This window comes from Symbiobacterium thermophilum IAM 14863, assembly GCF_000009905.1.
GTDB lineage: Bacteria > Bacillota > Sulfobacillia > Symbiobacteriales > Symbiobacteriaceae > Symbiobacterium > Symbiobacterium thermophilum.
Window position 1 is genome coordinate 62,897 of sequence record NC_006177.1, and the last position, 17,282, is coordinate 80,178.

At 64.9% G+C, this 17,282-nt stretch carries 6 protein-coding genes and 4 pseudogenes; 8 read left to right on the plus strand and 2 right to left on the minus strand.

Annotation, left to right across the window (positions count from 1 at the left end; genetic code table 11):
- The first annotated feature begins 637 nt into the window (after nucleotides 1-637).
- The 6 genes and pseudogenes from STH_RS16660 to STH_RS00325 all read left to right on the plus strand — a co-directional run bounded on the left by STH_RS16660 (nucleotide 638) and on the right by STH_RS00325 (nucleotide 6,225).
- Entirely contained in the window at nucleotides 638-1,252 is a 615-nt protein-coding gene (locus STH_RS16660; protein WP_083765873.1) for a DUF6431 domain-containing protein, read from the plus strand.
- Between the two features lie 80 nt (nucleotides 1,253-1,332).
- A pseudogene (locus STH_RS00305) lies at nucleotides 1,333-1,776 on the plus strand (helix-turn-helix domain-containing protein); the annotation flags it as partial.
- A 236-nt stretch (nucleotides 1,777-2,012) separates the two neighbouring features.
- Nucleotides 2,013-3,531, plus strand: a pseudogene (istA, locus tag STH_RS00310) (IS21 family transposase).
- Nucleotides 3,532-3,534: 3 nt separating this feature from the next.
- Nucleotides 3,535-4,290: pseudogene (gene istB, locus STH_RS00315) on the plus strand (IS21-like element helper ATPase IstB).
- Nucleotides 4,291-4,431: 141 nt separating this feature from the next.
- Nucleotides 4,432-5,388, plus strand: a pseudogene (locus tag STH_RS00320) (DDE-type integrase/transposase/recombinase); the annotation flags it as partial.
- The gene (locus STH_RS00325) at nucleotides 5,389-6,225 is read left to right on the plus strand and encodes an ExeA family protein (protein WP_011194190.1); all 837 of its coding nucleotides are present in this window, start codon (nucleotides 5,389-5,391) and stop codon (nucleotides 6,223-6,225) included.
- A 789-nt stretch (nucleotides 6,226-7,014) separates the two neighbouring features.
- Here the strand turns inward: STH_RS00325 and STH_RS00330 are convergent.
- Together STH_RS00330 and STH_RS00335 are read right to left on the minus strand one after the other, a co-directional pair.
- The gene (locus STH_RS00330; RefSeq protein WP_083765874.1) at nucleotides 7,015-10,881 is read right to left on the minus strand and encodes an S-layer homology domain-containing protein; all 3,867 of its coding nucleotides are present in this window, start codon (nucleotides 10,879-10,881) and stop codon (nucleotides 7,015-7,017) included.
- A gap of 179 nt (nucleotides 10,882-11,060) precedes the next feature.
- Nucleotides 11,061-14,954 (minus strand): S-layer homology domain-containing protein, encoded by a 3,894-nt coding sequence (locus STH_RS00335; protein WP_011194193.1) that lies wholly within the window; start codon nucleotides 14,952-14,954, stop codon nucleotides 11,061-11,063.
- A 268-nt stretch (nucleotides 14,955-15,222) separates the two neighbouring features.
- Between STH_RS00335 and STH_RS00340 the strand changes: the two genes are divergently transcribed.
- Together STH_RS00340 and STH_RS00345 are read left to right on the plus strand one after the other, a co-directional pair.
- The gene (locus STH_RS00340) at nucleotides 15,223-15,753 is read left to right on the plus strand and encodes a hypothetical protein (RefSeq protein ID WP_011194194.1); all 531 of its coding nucleotides are present in this window, start codon (nucleotides 15,223-15,225) and stop codon (nucleotides 15,751-15,753) included.
- Between the two features lie 20 nt (nucleotides 15,754-15,773).
- Nucleotides 15,774-17,168, plus strand: a complete 1,395-nt coding sequence (locus tag STH_RS00345; protein ID WP_050742025.1) for a S41 family peptidase — start codon at nucleotides 15,774-15,776, stop codon at nucleotides 17,166-17,168.
- Nucleotides 17,169-17,282 lie beyond the last annotated feature (114 nt).

Below are 17,282 nucleotides of genomic sequence, written 5' to 3' on the forward strand. Positions count from 1 at the left end.
ATGCTTCGGCGGTTTGAATGCTCCGGCCTTTCCTGGCCGCTGCCGAACATCGACGACGCAGAACTTGAGGCCAAGCTTTACCCAGGAAACCCCCAAGGGCCAGTAGAGCGGGCGACGTCCCAGCCGCCGTGGAATTTCGTGGCGGCCTTTTTCTGATGCTACCGTAATTGTGGTGGAGCACTACCGCCAGCGCTGGAAATAAGGAGGCATCCGGTAGGACTCGGCGAAGTTCAGAGCGACCGGCAAGTCAATCTGAAACGCGGAGGCCTATCGGATGCAAGTCCAGCATACCAGTTCGTGGCTCGAGTTGCCAGACCTGTGTGTTCTTCAAGTGGCTACTGTCTCTGATGGCACCTTGGTCGTAGTGGTTGAAGGCGTTGCGACAGGGGCCAGGTGCCCTAAGTGCTGCTCCTGGACAAACCGTGTGCACCAGCTGTTGTCGCCCGGATTATTTGTCAACATGTGCTGAGCATCGTGCGCTTGTGTAGGACAGAGAATATTGAAGATAGAATTATCAGGAGAGGGGCTGTCCTCTCCGTTTTTGTACGACAGGGGACAAATATGAGAGCCTGCCCAGGCCTGTGACTTGGCGGTCCACCTGGGCAGGCTCTCCCCACAGGGCGGAGTGCACCTGTGTATGTGTATCTTACTTCCCCTGGGTCAGAACGTCCAGACCTATCTTCGCAAATATGGCACTTGCGGGCCGGACCTGCCCCTGCACTGCCCAGGTTGCGGTGGTCGAATGCGGCGGCATGGGCGGTACTGGCGCTGGGTCTTTACTGCGCACCAGAAGGCGTACATCCCGATCTACCGCTGGTGGTGTCCAGGGTGCCGTAAGACGTGCGCCATCTTGCCTGACTTTCTGAAACCGTACGCCCGATTCATCACGCTGGTGCGAGAAGCCGTGGTTCGCGGGCGGGTGCGGCGGGGGCTGCCCTGGAGCACCCTGGCCCGGCGACTGAGCAGCCCGACGGTCAGCTGGCTCTCGGAGAAGACGCTGAGACGCTGGCTTGTCAGGGCGAGAGCGCTGGCCGGAGAGTGGAGCCAGTACCTTGCCGAACGGGTTCTGCGCTTCTGGCCGGACACAGACCTCGATGCCCTCACCCCCCGGCGGGAAGGTCCGGACGCCGCGCTCCACTTCCTGCTGGATGTGGGGGACTGGTACCGCCGTCAGATGGGGCGGCGGCCGGAGGAACACGGCGGAGTGTTTGCTGCGCTGAACCGGCTGGGTGAAGGCACGGCTTCCCTCTAGCACACCACAGAGTCTGTCCGTCGCCTTCCCGCAGGCTGGCGTGCCACAATAGCGCCAACCTGGCAAGGGAGGGACTCACCATGGACGAACAGCAGCGCGACGAGATTGCCGCTTTTCGGTGGCAGCTCATCGCACCGGTTGTGGCGGAGGATGTGACCCGGCTCGAACGGCGGCGGATTCTGCAGCAAATCGCCCGCCAGCACCACCAGATTCCGCACAGCGACAAGACCCGGGTCAGCGTTCGCACCTTGGAGCGTTGGATCGCCGCCTACCGGCAGGCCGGCTTCGACGGGCTGAAACCCAAGGTGCGGGACGACGCCCGCAAGGGCCGTGTCATCACACCGGAGATTCTGGAGCACGCCATCGCTGCCAGGCGGGAAGTGCCGGAGCGCAGCGTGCAGCAGATCATTGACACCCTGGAGAAGGCCGGCGTAGTTCCGCCGGGGCTGCTCCGGCGATCCACCCTGTCGCAGCATCTGGTGCGGGCGGGCTACAGCCGCAAGGCTATGCTCAGCCGCATGCGTATTCCGGACGGATTCGACCACTCATTCCGGTCGAATCCGTCCACTTATTACGGATGAAATCGACCACCGTTTGCGGGGATAGTCGACCGCCCATTCCGGCCCAAATCGACCGGCTCGAATCCTAGAGCGAAGCGGCATGGTCGACCATTACAGGGTTTTGCCGGCTCCTCCCGAATTGTGGATAACATCTCCACACGAGAGGACGTGGGCAAGCCTTGGCAAATCGGAGGTTGTCGATGCGCAAGATCAGAGAGATCCTTCGCTTGAAGTGGGAGGTCGGGCTCTCCGCCCGGCAGATTGCCCGGAGCCTCTCGATCTCGCACAGCACCGTGCTGGACATGCTTCGGCGGTTTGAATGCTCCGGCCTTTCCTGGCCGCTGCCGAACATCGACGACGCAGAACTTGAGGCCAAGCTTTACCCCCCCAAGGGCTAGTAGAGCGGCCCTTGCCAGACATGGCCTACATCCACCGGGAACTGGCCCGAAAAGGGGTTACCCTGCAGCTCCTGTGGTGGGAATATAGCAGAATCATCCAGATGGGCTGCAGTACAGCCAGTTCTGCCAGCGATACCGGCAGTGGCGTTCCAAGCTCGATGTCGTTCTCCGGCAACCGCATCGGGCAGGTGAGCAGATGCAGGTGGATTTCGCCGGCGATACCGTGCCCATTCATGACCGCGAGACGGGAGAGGTTTGGCAGGCTCCGATCTTTGTTGCCGTTCTGCCGGCCAGCAATTACACCTTTGCCAAGGCCTATCCGGCTCAGGACCTGCGTTCCTGGATCAAAGCCCACTGCGACGCCCTGGAGTTCTTCGGTGGCGTTCCAGAGATCATCGTGCCGGACAATCCGAAGGCCGGCGTCACCCGCGCTTGCCGCTACGAACCGGATCTCAACCCGGCTTATCAGGAAATGGCGGCCCATTACGGCGCTGCGGTCATTCCGGCAAGACCCCGCAGCCCCAGGGATAAGGCGAAAGTCGAAAACGCGGTCCTGGTGGTGGAGCGCTGGATTCTTGCCGCCCTGCGGAACCACACCTTTTTCAGTCTTCACGACGCGAACCGGGCAATTCGAGAGGCCGTGGCCAGACTCAACGACCGACCGTTCCAAAAACTCGAAGGAACGCGCCGGAGCCTGTACGAAACGCTGGACAAGCCGGCGTTGCGCCCTTTACCGCCGCAGCGTTATGAGTTTGCTGAGTGGCGGAAAGCCAAGGTCAATCTCGACTACCATGTCGAGGTCGACCGCAACTACTACAGTGTCCCGTACCCGTTGGTTGGGGAGACGGTGGATATCCGCCTCACGGACGGCCTGGTGGAAATCTTGCACCGGGGAAAACGAGTAGCCTGCCATCCACGGGCGACCGGCCGTGGACGGTCCGTCACCCAGATTCAGCACATGCCAGCCTCCCACCGCCGGCATCGGGAATGGACCCCGTCCAAGTTGCGGCGTTGGGCGGAATCGGTCGGACCCCACACGGCGCAGTTGGTGGTGACGATCCTGGAGGAGAAGCCGCATCCGGAGCAGGGCTTCCGGTCGTGCCTTGGCATCATCCACCTGGCCAGGAAGTATGGCTCCGACCGTCTCGAAGCGGCCGCCGCTCGGGCATGTGCGGCCCGGACGTTCAGCTACAGCAGTGTGAAGTCCATCCTGGCCCATAACCTCGATCAAGCGCCGCTGCCTGGCCCGCCGGACAACCAAGCCACTCCGGTGCATCCCAATCTGCGGGGCCCCGACTATTACGCAGGGGGAGGGCCGTAACGAATGCCCTTGCAGACGACGATTGAAAGGCTTCGGGAAATGCGGCTTCGCGGCATGGCTGACGCCCTGGTGCGCCAACAGCAGCAACCTGAACTCCAGTCCCTGTCGTTCGAGGAACGTCTGGAACTCCTCGTGGATCAGGAATGGCTCGACCGGCAAAACCGGCGCCTGGCTCGGCTTCTCAAAGAGGTGAAATTCCGCGTGGCCGCATGCATGGAAGATGTTGACTACCAGCATCCGCGCGGCCTGGACCGAACCGTCATGCGGAGCCTCGCCGCATGCTAGTGGGTCGAGTACGGCCAGCACATCCTGATTGTTGGACCCACCGGTGTGGGGAAAACGTTTCTCGCGTGCGCTCTGGGCAACGCCGCCTGCCGGCACGGCTACACCGTTCGCTACTACCGGGTGCCGCGACTCCTTGCCGAGCTGGCTACCGCGCGGGTTGACGGCTCCCTTCGCCGCATCCTCAACACCCTGTCCCGGACGGATGTGTTAATTCTGGACGACTGGAATCTCGCTCCCATCTCTGTGGCGGAATCCCGAGACCTTCTCGAAGTCATCGATGATCGTACACAGGCACGGTCGACAGTGATTGCCTCGCAGTTGCCGATCGAAACGTGGCACAGTGTGATCGGCGACGCTACCGTAGCCGATGCGATCCTGGACCGCCTGGTACATGGTGCGCACAAACTGAACCTGAAGGGGGAATCCATGCGGAAGATAGCGAACCTCCAGACATCCGAGTTAACCATGGGCTAGCGCTGCCCAGCCATCGCCACTTCGCTCCATCCCCTCAGTGCCACCGCGCTGGCCGGATGAAATCGGAAACGGCGGTCGACTTGGATCAGAACCGGTGGTCGGCTTGAACCGGAATCACTGGTCGATTTGACCGGAATACGCAGCCGCAAGCGCAGGGCGACCTTCCGGCGCTTTGAAGCGGCCCACCGCAACGACTGCTGGCAGGGCGACGTGTGTCATCTCCTGAACCTGCCGCATCCGGACAGGCCCGGCAAGACCCGCAAGGTCTACCTCATCGCCTTCATCGACGACTACAGCCGCATCGTCTACGGGCAGATGTACTGGGAGGAGAAACTGCCCCGCCTGGAGGACTGCCTGAAACGCACCATCCTGCGCTACGGTCTCCCCCGGCGTATCTACGTGGACAACGGGGCGATCTATTCCGCCCGGCACCTGGCGCGCATCTGCGGCCGGCTGGGCATCCGCCTCACCCATTCCCGGCCGTATCGGCCGCAAGGGCGAGGGAAGATCGAGCGTTTCTTCCTTACCGTACAGAAGAGCTTTCTGCCGGAGGCACAGCAACTCATCGCCGCCGGCCAGCTTGCGACCCTGGAGCAGCTCAACGAGCTGTTCTGGGCCTGGCTGGAGGTGGCGTACCACAACCGGGTGCACGGCGTGACCAAGCAGACGCCGCGGCAGCGGTTTGAGGGCGACACGGAGCCGCTGCGGCGAATTGACCCCAGTGCACTCCGTGAGGTCTTCCTCTGGGAGGAGGAGCGCGTGGTGGACCAGACGGGCTGCTTTTCGCTCTACCGCAACCAATACGAGGTCGACCCGGCCCTGGCCCGCCGGAAGGTCACGCTTCGCTACGACCCGTACGACCTCAGCCAGATCCAGGTCTGGCACGAGGGGAAGCGCTTTGCCGACGCGGTCCCGCTAAAGCTGCACCGTACCCGGCACCGGTCCGTATCCCCCGCACCCGAACCAGCTACAGCAGCACCGAAGACCGGCCTGAACTTCCTCACGCTGGCCAAGAAGCAGCATGACACCGAACGGCGGAGGCGGCTGGGTGAGACCGCTTACACCCGGCTGACGCAGCCGAAGGGGGGCCAGAACTGAGTGCTGGCCGAGTTCTTTGGCTTTCGCGTCCTGCCCTTCAGCAAGGAGATCCCGACCACCGACCTGTTTCCGTGTGCACAGCACCAGGAGCTGCTGGCCAGGCTCCAGTACTGCGTGCGCCACCGGGCGTTCGGCCTCATCACCGGTGAGGTGGGATCCGGCAAGACCACTGCGATCCGTACCCTGTACGACCTGCTGGATCGCAGCCGGAATCCGTTTGTCTACATTGCCGACTCCAAGCTCACGCCCACGGCCTTTTACCGCGACGTGCTCACCCAGCTCGGTGTCGCCGCACCCTACCACTTCCTGAGCCGAGAGGCCCGCCGGCTGTTTGAGCAGACCATCCTGGACGGCTACCGGCTGCACGGGCTGCAGCCCGTCATCGTCTTGGACGAGGCCCATCTGCTGCCGCACGCCATGCTGCAGGAAGTGCGGTTCCTGCTCAACTTCCACCTGGATTCGGCCTGTCCCATGACCTTTCTGCTGGTGGGCCAGTCCGAACTGCGCGGCATGCTCCGCCTGCGCACCTTCGAAGCCATCGCCCACCGCGTTCAGGTGCGGTACCATCTGGGGCCGCTGAGCGAGGAAGAAAGCGTCGCGTACATCCGGCACCATCTGCGCCGGACGGGTGTCGACCACGACATCTTCTCGGAACAGGCGCTGCAGAAGATCGCCGCCGAGTCCCGCGGGCTTCCCCGGGTCATTAACACACTCTGCACCAACTGCCTGCTGGACGCCTGCTCCCGTGAACAGCGCTTTGTGGACGAGGCCAATGTCGACCGGGTTCTCTTTGAGCTGCAGGATCTGCAGACCGCCAAGGGCAGCAGCCCGTGGTAATGGAGGGATGACTCGTGCTGGCCTCACTGCGAGCGACCGTGCTGCCTCAGTTTACGGTTGAGGTCTACTTCGATTGTGAGCCGGACTGCCGGACGCACCCACGTTACGTACTCGTGCTCCGGGATGGAACGGCTGGTGCCGTCGAGTTGGAGTTCGCCAGCGCCCGAGATCTTCGTGCATTTCTCGCCAGGAGCCGCCAGGCACTCACGGAGTGCCGGAGGACGGCACGGATTCACCGCAGCCCAAGCAAACGGGTCGCATCCGGAACTGTACAAGCTACACTGTTCTAAGCTCAGCAGGGGCGGCCGGCTGGCCGGCCGCCCCCGATCCTGGCGACAAACCAACGCGTCAGTTGACGAACGACACTGTCGCCAGTCAAGTCACTGCCAAATAGCGCGGGCAACAACACCTCCACATGGTGGTTTAAGAGGGGCAAATCCCACCATGTATCATTGGTTCAGACTGATGCTTTTTCAATGGGTTTCCATTGTACGGAGTGCGGGTTATTCACGCGAAACTTGAGCTAGTGGAGGATTTTACAACCGGCCGTAACAGTGGAACTGGGCACTGCGTTGGCACGCAGCCACTGGCGAAGGGCATTGCAGTGTTGGAGTTATGGCGTACCGTCTCGGATATGGACAATCCGCCCCCATACATCCGCCCGATTTTCTCCCAGCCGAGTCCGGGGATAACACTGCCGTCAACGTCCACTTGGCCTAGTGGGTGGTGCATAATCCGAAACAGGTGAGGACCCTGGGGAATCTCCCCAGGGTCCTCTCGGTGCTATCGTTACCAAGCCATGAGCAGATCCGGCAGATCAGGGGCGAACCGGCCATCGGAGGTGAACCAGTTCCCATACGACTTCAAGACGACGTTACGGGAGTAGGTATACCGTCCCTGGCTGTTCACCGTTTCCAGCCTATCTGCCACCGTATCCTTCAGCTTGAAGTGAATGGCGTTCGCCGTCACTTCAAACGACTCCACGTCCGACGACAGATCGACAATCACATCGGGGTTGGAGCTGTCCTTGGTAGCTACCGTGACCACCATTAGTGCGTTCAGGTGGACGGCACCGTCCTGGAAGCCCGACCCATGCAGCGTAATGGTGTCCGTCTGCGGGTTGTAGGAGACCGCTCGTACGGTTACGTGGGCACGAATCGGCACCGCCATCACCGGCAGGCTGTTGTCACCTGAGCTGACGAGCCATCCCGCTTCGCCCGAGAGGCTGCTCGCCCCCGATGCTGCAATCGCAGCCATCGTATCCTTGCTGATGGTAAAGCTCGCCTGCGTAGAGCTGGTGGGCCGCACCCAATCCGAGGACGTCCCCAGTGCCACAGCTCCGATCATCAGACGATGCGGATAGATGGTTGCCCCACTGAATCCGCTACCGTAAAGGTAGACCCGACCGGAACCGTCGGCGTTCTTCTCGATGGCTGCGTACTCCAGGTAGGGAGTGGGCGACACGTAGTTGTCGCTCAGATTCTCCTCGTCTGCGGCTACCTGGCCGGAAGCATCTCGTACATACCAGCCAGGCTCAGTACCCAAGAGCACCTTGCCGTAGAAGTCATCTGCCGTGAAACCGAGCCCAGACAGGTCGCAAGTGAACGACCCGTTGGAAACGGTGCAGCTAGCACCGCCGAGATACCGCCGATACCTGGGCGAGGCCGACTGGTTTTCCAAGTACAGGAGCGTGGGATCCAGGTAGCCGCTGCTCTGGACGCCGGATGCGGTAACCGTGAGCTTCAACCCGTCATTTGCAGAGGCGCTCCAGCGCACCCGGGAGATGTTCACCTTCAACGGGGTCTCCACAATGACACGCTCACTGGAGTCCCAAGGATAGAGGTCAGACTTGGCGCTGTCACCGTAGCCGTTGTTGACTACAACGTAGTACCGGTCAGAGCTGGGGAGGGCCTTCCGCGGGACCAGCACATGCGGGTTGGAGGTCGCATCCTTGATCTCGCCGGCGTAGATCGGCGTGGAACTGCCGCTCCGGAAGACCTTCGCATATCCACCTGGCACGTTGGTTAGGTTGAGTTCGAGCACCAGGTAATCGTCGGAAGGCTGCACCCGGTCACTAACCTTGTTCTTATCCCCGTAGGTGCGGACGATCTCAGGTTGGCCGGGGGCGCTGTTGACAGCCGTAATCTCAATCGTGTCAGAAGTTGCGTTGCCGAACGTGGCCTCCCAGACATCGGTACCGGTCTTGCCCGTGCCGTAGACAGTGAACTCTGCGACGCCGTTCACGATCCTGGCGGTGGCAATGTGGTCCGGGCTACCAGCAACACGGGTGGCACCCGCACCACCGGTCTGACGAGTCAACGTCACAGTGCCGCCGTCGATGGGCATGAGACCGTCTGTGTCATCATAGATCCGCGCCTTGATCTTGATGCTGGACGAGGCCGAAGCCCGGAGAACGCCCTTTTCCATGTCGGTTACATTCGCCGACGGCACTTCAGCGGTCAAGCGCAGTCGGGCGTCCGTGAGGCTGCCGACGTAAGTCGCGGTTGTCTGACCCGTCAGGCCGACGCCAGACGAAGCCGAGCCGACCTCACCGTTGTCTGCGATCGCGTCGGTAGTGGCCCGAACCCCGACCACCTTGACGTTCACCGTACCGCTCTTGCCGTATCCCAGCGTCAGGAACGCGGTGCCGTTACGCGTACGGGCTACCACCCCACCGGTCGCATCCGCCACGGGGACAAAGCCCGTGTTGCCGAGGTAGAGCGTCACACCCTCCGGCAGGCCGTCAACGATCTTGTCGTTGTTGGATGTTGTAACCTCAACTTGGAAGGCGTAGCTGCCGTCAGGCACAAGGTTGCCCTGGGCGTCGACCACGGCGACCCGCAGCTCGATCAGCGCTCCAGGATACCGGGTTGCGTAAGCGCCACCCACCTCAAACTTGGCCGGCCGCCCCACCTGGACCTCCTGGAACCGCAGGGAGACCGGGATCACGCTGTAGGGCTGGCCGCTGGTCACGATGCCCCGCACCGTCACCGTCTCGGCCTTGACGCCCGGCGTTACGGTCGCCTCGGCGGAACGAGCGCCGGAAGCGATGGTGACCGTCCGGGTCACGGTGGCGTCGTCAGAGGTGGTGTCCAACTCGATCACGATGGCCGAGCCGGAGTTGTTGGTCACCGGGTTGCCGGCCTCGTTCTGCAGCTCCACCCGCAGCCGGACCGGCGTCGTGCCGTCAGCCTTGTACGGCCCCTCCGTGGTGGGCACCAGCACGATGCGGGTGCTGCTGGCGAAGTTCACGTCGAGGGCGTCGCTGTTCAGCCCGATGGCCGAGGCCGTCACCGTGTAGGAGCCGACCTCGTCAGCCTTCACCTCGAAGGTCGCCACGCCGCCCACGGTCTGCGCCACCGAGTTGACGATGGTCAGGCCCGAATCCCGGGTGGAGAGGATGACGTTGCGGCCGCCGTCGTACGCCACCAGGTTGCCCTCGGCGTCGACGACCTCAACCTCGATCTTGCCGGTCCGGCCCGCCGTGAAGGCCCCCGCCTGCACCGGCCGGATCCGCAGGCCCGCAGCCTCCGCCGCCTGGCCCAGGACCGCCACCTGATAGGTCTGCGTCACGCTGCCGCTGGCCAGGGTGATCGTGGCCATGCCCGCCTTCGTGCCGGCGGTGAACTTGCCGGTGGCGACGTCAAAGGTGCCCATGTTCCCGCTCACCGTGGCGGTCAGCAGGCTGTTGGGCATCGTGCGGCCCTGGGCGTCCTTCGCCACCACGTTCAGGGTGATGGACTCGCCCGCGTTCACCTGCGTCGGGCCGCTGATGGAGATCGAGGCGACCTCTCCGCCCTGGGTGACGGTGATGGTTTGCCGGGCCACGTTGCCGGCCAGGTCGTAGGCCTCCACCGTGATGGCGTTGGGACCGGGCTGGAGCGGCACCACGGCGCTGAACTGGCCGTTCTGGAACACCGCCTGCACGCCGTTCACCAGCACCGCCTTGGCGCCGGTCGCCGTGCCGGAGATGGTGACCGACTCCGCCACGGTGGCCTCCGGAATCGAGCCCGACAGCGTCAGCACCGGCGGCTGGTCGTCAAAGTGCTTCTGCGCCAGGGTCTTGCCGTCGGCCAGGGGAAGGGTGGTCATCGCCCGGGCCAGCGACTCAAAGATGACCCCGCGCACCGCCGGCAGGTTGGCCAGGGCCTCGGCGCCCACCGAGGGGGCCAGGCCGAGCTCCGCGGCGGTCCGCATGATGGTCACCGGATCCCACGGGCCCAGGGGTTCGCGGCCGACCATTCGGAGCAGGATGGTGTAGACCTCGGCATACGAGATGTTGGCATTCGGGTCGAAGTTGTTTGCGTCGCGGCCCCGCAGCAGCCCCATCCGGGCGCCCAGCTCGATGTAGCCGGCCCCCCAGTGGCCCCGGGAGTCCGCGAACCGGACCGCGCTGGCCAGGAGTGGCGCCAGCTCCGCCTGGCCGTTGGCGGCCACGGCGATCTTCGCGAGCTCGGCGCGGGTGATGTTGGCGTCCGCGTTGATCCGCCCGTACTCGTCACCCTGGACGATTCCGTACAGCTTCAGGAACTCGATGGCCTCGTCCTGTGACGAGGGTCCCGCCGGTGTCGCGGCGAGCGCCGGCGCCAGGGTCGAGATCAGGAGGCACAGGCACACCAACGTGGCCAGCCATGATCTCTTGAGCACTCTTGACATCGTCGGCAATTCCTCCTCTGGCAGTATTGAAAGCGAAGGAAGCGCAACCGGAAGCCGATGTCCGGCCGGGTGGAGCCTTCAGCCATTCCGCCCACCAAAGAGATTCCACAGGTCCCCGAAAATCCCTGTAATGCGCGGCCTGACTTGGGCTCCACCCGGTCCGGGAAAATGTGGCAAGGCTACTTGTTCGGCACCGCGAACTGCACCGAGAAGTCGGGCAGTCGCACCACCGGTCGGCCCGCGGCGTCGACGAGCCAGCCGTCCAGGGTGTTCATGTAGACCACCCGGCCGTTGAACCGGTTCACGAACTCCGCCGCATCCTCCGCGGAGAACTGGACCGTGATGACCCCGGTCGTGTCGCCGACCGCCGTGGGCGAGGTCTTCGGCGACCAGCCGCCGTCCTGGGTGTTCAGGACGAACCGGAGCCTGCCGGGGTCGAGCACCGCGCCGGCCAGGTTGCTGCCGGTGAGCCGCAGGATGCCGGTCGTCCGGTCGTACTCCGCACGGGTCACCGTCGCCCGGCTGTAGACCGGGGCCATGGTGCCCGTGATGGCGCCGACCCGGTTGGCGCTGCTGCCTGAGCCGGTGTACAGCCATCCGGCGTCCGCCGCGATATAGAGCCGGGAGCCGCTCAGCTTGGACAGCTGCGACACCGTCGCATTGGAGAGGTTCACGACGATCTGCTCGTCGGTGGGCGTCACCGCGGTCTTGTCCTGGCTGGTCAGCTTCACGGTTTCCGCCTGGTCGGTGATGCCGATCGCCGTCAGGTTCAACGTGCCCTGGCGGAAGCCCTCGCCGTAGAGATACAGCCGCTTGCCGTCCAGGTCCAGCGCCGCCTCGGCGATGGTCGCCATCGGCTTCACCGGCACCTTCGTCGCGGGCTGGGCGAACTGCGTGCGCTCCTTGTTCACGAACCAGCCCATGTCGGCCTCCACGTAGACGTCGGAGCCATGGAACCGGTCCGGCGTCAGTTCGTCCTTCTGGTCGTTCAGCAGGATGACCACGGAGGAGGAGGTGACCGAGCTCACCGTTACCACGGACGGATCGAGCCGCAGCACTTCCTTGCCGTCCACGATGCGGATCTTGCTGGGATCCACCGTGCCCGTGCTGGTCAGCCGGCTCGTGGAGAGCGTCAGCCGCCCGGTGAGCGCGTCGTAGGTGGCGCTGTTCAGCCTGTAATCCGAGTTGTAGTCGACGACGGTGGCCATGGTGTAGTCATCCAGGGCCAGAGACCGCGGGCTGTCGCCGGCCGCGTTGTTGACCACCACTTCGTAGTAGTAGGTGCCGACCTTCAGGGCGCTGCGCGGGATGCGAATGGTGGGCACCCCGTTGGCCAGGTCGATGGCCTCGCTGGTGAAGAACGGCCGGGACTCGCCCTTCCGGTAGACCTTGGCGATCACGTAGTTCGTCGGCTGGTTGCCGTACAGCGCATCCTGCCGGGCCAGCGTGATCTCCATGAAGTCGGCGTCCGGCCCCACGTAGCCGCCCACCGGCGACAGGCCGCCCTGCTTCACGCCGTGGATGGCGATCACCTCAGGGGCGGGCGGCGCCGTGCGGTTCACGGCGATCGTGAGGGGCTGGCTCTTCATACTGCCGACCGTGACCACGTACTGGTCCCAGCCCTCCTCCGAGGTGGCGTACACCGTGAACTCGGCCACCCCGTCCTGGGTCATGCGCCGGTTCACCCCGGCGATCCGGGTGACGCCGGTGCCGTTGGGCAGCCGCTCCAGCGTGGCGTACTCCCGGAAGTTGGGGATCGGGTTGTTGTACGCGTCCACGACCTTGGCCCGGACCGTCAGCGCCTTGGCGGACTTCACCGCACCGCCGGGCTGGTCCTTGCCCAGGTCGGAGTCCACCGTCAGGATGACCTTGGCGGGGGTGCCGGAGAACGAAACCTCCCGCGAGGGGGCGTAGAAGTTCAGCGACGAGGCTGCCGCCCCGAAGTCGGTGCCGTTGAACGCCTCATAGGTGGCGCCCACGGGCACCGGCGTGATCTTCACCGTGCCGCTGCGCTCGTACACCAGCGTCAGCCTGGCGACGCCCTTCTCGGTCCGGCCGATCACCGACATCGGGTTCTTGTTGGGATCGGAGGCCGAGCGGCCGTCGCTCACCGGCGTATACCCGGAGCCGGGGAAGGTGAGCGTCACGCCTTCGGGGATGCCGTCGATCAGCCGGTCGTTGTTGCTGGTGCTCAGCTTCAGCTGGAAGGCGTAGGAGCCCGTTGTGACGAGTCGGTTGGAGGCGTCACGCACCTCCACCGTGACCGTGACGGCTTCGCCCGGCTTGGGGTTGGTCTTGCTGAAGGTGACCTCGAACCGGGAGCCGGTCATGCCCTGATCCACGGGCAGCGACAGGGTCTGCACGGAGTACTTGTGGTCTGAGATGACCTCGCCGCGGATCGTCGCGGTGCCGGGCATCTCCCCGGCGACGAAGACCGCGTCGCTGCCGCTGGAGTTGGAGCGGCCCCGCGGGATGACCACGAGATCGTTGGTGAAGTACCCGTCGGTGCCCGAGGCCGTCAGCAGCACCAGGATGTCCCGGTCAGACTGGTTGGTGATGGACCGGCCGTTCTCGTCCACCAGCGCCGCCCGGATGGTGGCCTTGGAGGAGCCGTCGGGCTTCAGCTGCTTCGGGTTCGGGGTGAGGACGATGCGGGTGGACTCCAGGAACTGCACGTCGACCTCGGCCGACTTCAGCCCCGGGCTCGACACTGTCAGAGTGGCGGTGCCGGTGCGGGAGGCCTTGATGGTGAACGTGGCGACGCCCTTCTCGGTCTGCACGGTGCTGTCGGACACCGTGAGCCCGCTCATGCCGGACGTCCGCAGGGTAACGGTGCGGAAGTAGTCGTCGGTGACCACCTTGCCGCCCTCGTCCAGCACCCGCACGGTGACCGTGGTCTCCTTGCCGACGGCCGGGGCGTGGCCCTTGTTGATCTCCAGGATCTCGAGCGCGGCCGCCTTCTCCGACGGACCGTAGACCTGGAAGCTGTATGTGCCGCGGGCGTTGCCCGACCGCAGGGTGAGCGTGCCGCGCCCCATCTGGTCCGAGGTCTTCAGGGTCATCGTCCGGGTGTCGAAGGTGGCCAGATCGCCGGTGACCGTCGCCTCCAGGTCCTCCAGGGGAACGGTGTTGCCCCGGCTGTCCGTGGCCGTCACCTCCAGCCGCACGCTGCTGTTGGCGGGCACGATGCTCGGCCCGCTGATGGTGATGCGGCTGGCCACGCCCTTGCGCTCGATGGTGAGCGTCCGGACGGCGGTGTTGCCCGCCCGGTCCGTCGCCTCCACCGTCACGTTATTCACGCCCAGATCCAGCGAGACGGCATGCGAGAAGGTCCCCGTTCTGGGATCGAAGGTGGCCTGCTGACCGGCCACCGTCACGCTGCGGGCGCCGATCGCCTTGCCCGTGACGGTGACCCGCGCCTCCGTGGTGGGCGTCTGGACCGGATCAACGGTGAGGGAGGGCGGAACCTGGTCGATGTGCTTGCGCAGCAGGTTCGGCGCGTCCCGCAGGGGCACGTTGACCAGGGTGGAGGCCAGTGCCCAGAAGACCGGACCGCGCGTGGCGTACTCACGGGCCCCCACCCCCGAAGGGGCGATGCCCAGGGACCGGGCCCTGGCCAGGATGTCGTCGGGGTCCCACGTGCCCGTGGGTTCCTGCTCCACCATGCGGAGCAGAACGGTCAGGACCTCGGCGTAGGTGATGCGGTCCGTGGGCCGGAACAGGCCGGAAGGATCGCCCTTCATCAGCCCGAGCTTGTACGCCATGGCGATGTCGCCTGCGCTCCAGCGGCCCTGGGCGTCGGGGAACGGCACCGTGGCCGCCAGCATCTTCGCCAGGTCGGACATGCCGTAGGAGCGGACGAAGAGCGCGGCGGCCTGCTCGCGGGTCAGCGAATCCTCCAGCCCGAGGCTGCCGTCCGGGTTGCCCAGCACGATGCCGTACTCCTGGAGCAGCTCCACCGCCTCGGCGTCGCTCAGCGGCTCGGCTGCCGCCGCCGGCCGCGTCGGGAGGAGAGCGAGGAGCATGCAGAGCAGCAGGACAAGTGCGGCAGACGTGCGGAGTCGTTGAAACATGAAAGTTGGTGACCTCCTTTCAGCCCGCCCGCTGCGAGCCAACTAATTAGACGGTTCAGGAGCCCCTGATGGTTGCATCAGGAAGCGCTGGACGCCTGCATTTTTCCTGGTTTGTATACATCCAAAGGCGCCGGGTATGGTATGCTCAGTATATAGCATAACTCTAGATAGTTTACTCTTCATCCATTTCTAGAGATAATGGGCATGTCCTGTAGACATCGCAGGTTTTGGACAGCCCGTCCTCTGCATCGAAGGGGGTTGACACCTCGTGCGCCGTTCGCTCCGAAAGATCGACTCGCAGGAGGTCCAGCAGTACGCCCAATCGGAGCCGTTGTTCACGGTAACGTCGCTGGACGAGGCCCGGCAGCGCCTGGTCGACATGGGGCAGGACCCGGCCCGCTACTGCTTCTACACCTGGATGCGCCAGGGCGTGCGGTACTACCGCGTCTGGGAGGACCAGCGGCTCAAGGAGGGCATCGTGAAGCCCGCTCCTTTCGGCCAGGAGGCCGCCCGCCTGAAGCGGGCCGACGCCGAGAAGCTCTACACCGTCGCCAAGCGCTTCGCCGGCGACCGGGTGGAGTTCGCGCAGCGGGACGGCGTCCTGTGGGTCATCGACGGCGAGACGGGCAAGGCGAAAGTTGGCATCAGCGTGCCCGTGGTGGGAGGAGGATTGATTTTCTACCAGGGCGAATGGAATGAGCACCAGGCCGCCCATTTCGTCAACGCTCTTCTCGTCCGTGGACAGCGACCGGATGCCGCGTTCGTCGAAGCCGAGGCCCTGGCGGGCGTGCCGAGTTGATCCGCGAGGAGGTCTTTGTGGTGGCGCGGCTGTGGCGCAGTTTCGCGGCGTCCCTCCTGGCGCTCTTCCTGACGGCGGCCCTGTGGACCGGGCCGGCGTATGCGGCGTCTGATCCGGCCCACTGGGGCGACGCCAGCGCAGAGCTGTGGATGGTCTACCATGTGGTCCAGAGGTACCATGTCAACGGCGCCGACCTGGACGCCTTCCTGGAAGGGGCCGTCAGGGGCGGGCTCGACGCGCTGGGCGATCCCTACACCGAGTACCTCGGCCCGCAGGACTATCAGAGCTTCTTGGACAGCGTTGACGGCAACCTGACCGGCATCGGCGTCTACCTGGAGAAGGTGGGCGATTACATCACGATCGTCCGGCCGATTCGCAGCAGCCCCGCCGAGGCGGCCGGCCTCCGGGCGGGCGACCGCATCGTGGCCGCTGACGGCGTCAGCCTGGTCGGCGAGTCCATCGAGAAGACCCAGCAGCTGGTGCGCGGCGAGCCCGGGACGAAGGTCGTGCTCACCATCGAGCGGCCCGACGAGGGGCGGCGCTTTGACGTCACCATCACCCGGGCCTTCATCCACGTGCCCCAGGTGGACTACCGGATGCTGGAGGACGGCATCGGCTACCTGGAACTCTCGGGATTCGGTCAGCAGGCTGCGGAGGAGTTCTTCGCCGCGGTCGCCGAGCTGAAGGAGGCCGGAGCCACCCGCCTGGTCCTGGACCTGCGGTACAACAGCGGCGGCTGGGTGGCGTCGGCGCTGGAGATCGCCGAGGCGTATGTGCCGGCGGGCGAGCCCATTATGTTCGAGATCACCCGGGACGAGCGGCGGGTCTACCGGAGCGAGGGCAGCCCCCTCGGCCTGCCGACCGCCGTGCTGGTGAGTGAGTACACCGCCTCGGCGGCGGAGATCCTCGCCGGCGCGGTTCAGGACTACGGAACCGGCGTGCTGATCGGCACGCAGACGTTCGGCAAGGGAACCGTGCAGGAGCTGGTGGACCTGCCCGGCGGCGGCGCCGTCAAGGTGACCACGGCCGAGTACCTGACCGGCCGGCAGCGCCGGGTGCACCAGGTGGGCCTGACCCCGGACCTGGTCGTGGAGCCGTATCAGCCGCCCGTGCACCTGCAGACGCCCCTGGTCGCGGACCGGGTCATGACCACCGGCCACGTGGGGCTGGACGTGCTGGGGCTGCAGGAGCGGCTGGCGCTGCTGGGCTACCGCACCGACCGGGACGGGTACTTCAAGGGCCAGACCACCCTGGCGGTGCTGCAGTTCGCCCGGGACCACGGGCTGAATGAGGTGCCGATGGTCGACAAGGCGTTCGTGGAGGCGCTCAACGCGGCGGTCGCGGCGAAGCTGGCGGCCGCTGAGTGGCCGGACACCCAGCTGGAGGCGGCCATCCGGTACCTGAAGGAAAAGTAGATCAGATCGAGGGCGGTGAGGCGCAGCGGATCGGGAAGCAGCCGGGTCCGCTGCGCTGAAACCTTTTCTGCCCCTCCCTGTGTCCAAATTTAGGAGAGCAACCTTTCACTGCCT